Annotated in this window: 2 protein-coding genes; one reads left to right on the top strand and one right to left on the bottom strand. The window is 71.0% G+C overall.

What is annotated here, in order from left to right:
* Nucleotides 1-41: 41 nt before the first annotated feature.
* Nucleotides 42-1577, bottom strand: coding sequence for a HAMP domain-containing sensor histidine kinase (locus tag FV233_RS29110; protein ID WP_147856990.1), 1536 nt, complete (start codon nt 1575-1577; stop codon nt 42-44).
* 280 nt (nt 1578-1857) lie between these two features.
* Here FV233_RS29110 and FV233_RS29115 point away from each other — a divergent pair, with 280 nt between their 5' ends.
* Complete coding sequence (locus tag FV233_RS29115) at nt 1858-2313, top strand: (2Fe-2S)-binding protein (RefSeq protein ID WP_147856989.1); 456 nt, start codon at nt 1858-1860, stop codon at nt 2311-2313.
* Nucleotides 2314-2315 lie beyond the last annotated feature (2 nt).

A 2315-nucleotide genomic window follows, 5' to 3' on the forward strand; every position in this document is an offset into this window, starting at 1 on the left:
AACCCCCACCGAAGGGCTCAGTCCTTCGGGAACCCCTTGGTTCAAGCCGCGCGGTTGAAGGCGCCCCGCACCGTCACGAACGCGTCCGCGCCGACATCGACGGGCAGCAGGGTGTCCATCACCCGCGAGGCCGGCAGGGTCACGATCACCTCGGTGCCCTCGCGCGGCCGCGAGGACAGCTGGAACTGGCCGCCGTGCAGCTCCACCAGCCCCTTCACGATCGGCAGGCCGAGCCCCGAGCCCTGCTCGGCGGTCTTGATCGCCAGGGAGCCGCGGCCGAACGACGACATCACCGTGCCGAGTTCGTCCTCGGGGATGCCCGGTCCGCTGTCCTTCACCGAGACGTACTGCCCGCCCGAGGCGGTCCAGCCGACCTTCAGCCAGATCTCGCCGCCCGGCGGCGTGAACTTGACGGCGTTCGACAGCAGGTTGAGCACGATCTGGCGCAGCGCCCGCTCGTCGGCCCAGAGCCGCGGCAGCGAGGCGTCGACCAGGTCGTGGAAGGTCTGGTTCTTCGCCTTGGCCCGCAGGCCCATCATGTGGCGGCATTCCTCGACCACGTGGGCGAGCTGCACCGCCTCCTCGTTGAGCTCGTAGCGGCCGGCCTCGATGCGCGACAGGTCGAGGATCTCGTTGATCAGGTTCAGCAGGTGCATGCCGCTGTCGTGGATATCGTTCGAGTATTCCCGGTAGGACGGCGCCGTGTGGATGCCGAACACCTCGTTCTTCATCACCTCCGAGAAGCCCAGGATGGCGTTGAGCGGCGTGCGCAGCTCGTGGCTCATGGTGGCGAGGAAGCGGGATTTGGCGAGGTTCGCTTCCTCGGCCCGGCGGCGCGCCTCGTCGGAATTGGCCTTGGCCTGCTCCAGTTCGCCGAACACCGCGTCCTTCTCGGCCCGGGACCGCAGGGCGCCCACGGTCGAGGCGTAGAGGCGGCGGGCCAGCCCCAGGAAGAACAGCTGCGCGCCGGCGGCCATCAGCACCAGCAGCAGCGCCTCCATGCCCTTCGAGCAGGCGGCCAGCGACGCGGTGGCGAGGACCAGCGGCACCAGGGCGGCGACCGCCGCCACCGGCACCGTCGCCGCCAGCATGGTCGAGACCGCGGCCGCGATGACGAGGCCGAACAGCGCGAAGGTCCAGCCGCCGGTGGTGCCGAGCCCGATCATCGCCGACCACGACAGGCTCTGCAGGACCTCGCCGATCAGGAAGCGGCGGCGCCAGCGGGCGAGCGGGATCGTGGCCGCGTCGGCCCGCAGGAAGCCGCGGCTCAGCGTGGTGTTGAGCGTGACCATCAGGATGACGCCGAGCGCCCAGAGCGCGGCCACGACCGGGGCGATCCAGAAGGTCGCCGCCGTGGCCAGGGTGACGGCGAACAGCACCAGCGGAATGCCGGCGCCGGCCCGGTACCGGGCGTAATGGCGGAGCAATTCGTGGTCGAAGGCCCGCTCCAGGCCGGTCTGCGAGGTCAGCTTCTCGCGCGCCGAGCGGATCTCGCGGGCGACTCCGAGGCGTCGCGCCGCCTCCTCCGTCGAGGGGCCGCGACCGCGCTGCACCATCTCGACGGTGAGATCGGACATGGGATTGTTGAAACTCGGCTCGAACGCGGCGGCGAGGCAGCTGGGCAGGGGGGCGACGGCGCCAGGATGGGGCGGATGTCTTAAGAAGCGGCTGCCGGCATCGGTCGCATCTTACGTATCGGCGTCCGCGCCATGGGGATCCGCCGGCCGGATCGACGTGCGACGCCACACATCGTTGGCCTGGCGGGGCCGGTTACGGTAAACGACCCGCGTGGCGGGGCCGAAGCGCCGCGATCCGGCGCGCGCCCGGATCCCGCGTGTCGATCGAGGGCCGCCGACCATGCCGAAGCTCACCGTCAACGGCGTCACCCACACGGTCGACGCCGACCCGGACATGCCCCTGCTCTGGGTGCTGCGCGACCGCCTCGACGCCACCGGCACCAAGTACGGCTGCGGCATCGCCCAGTGCGGCGCCTGCACGGTCCACCTCGACGGGCAACCGGTGCGCTCCTGCCAGACCAAGGTCGGCGATGTCGGCACCGCCCAGGTGACCACCATCGAGGGCGTGTCCGGCCGCGTGGCCGAGGCCGTCCAGGCCGCGTGGCGCAAGCTCGACGTCGTGCAGTGCGGCTACTGCCAGTCCGGACAGATCATGTCGGCGATCGGGCTCCTGTCCGGCAACGCCAAGCCCTCCGACGCCGACATCGACGGCGCCATGGACGGCAACATCTGCCGCTGCGGCACCTACCAGCGCATCCGCGCCGCGATCCACGAGGCCGCGCGCGACCTCGCCTGAAG

The organism is Methylobacterium sp. WL7 (assembly GCF_008040085.1).
GTDB classification, from domain to species: domain Bacteria; phylum Pseudomonadota; class Alphaproteobacteria; order Rhizobiales; family Beijerinckiaceae; genus Methylobacterium; species Methylobacterium mesophilicum.

Bases quoted from the DNA above. Each gene is read 5' to 3' on its own strand.
- FV233_RS29110 (WP_147856990.1), bottom strand. From the start codon at position 1,577: ATGTCCGATCTCACCGTCGAGATGGTGCAGCGCGGTCGCGGCCCCTCG.
- FV233_RS29115 (WP_147856989.1), top strand. From the start codon at position 1,858: ATGCCGAAGCTCACCGTCAACGGCGTCACCCACACGGTCGACGCCGAC.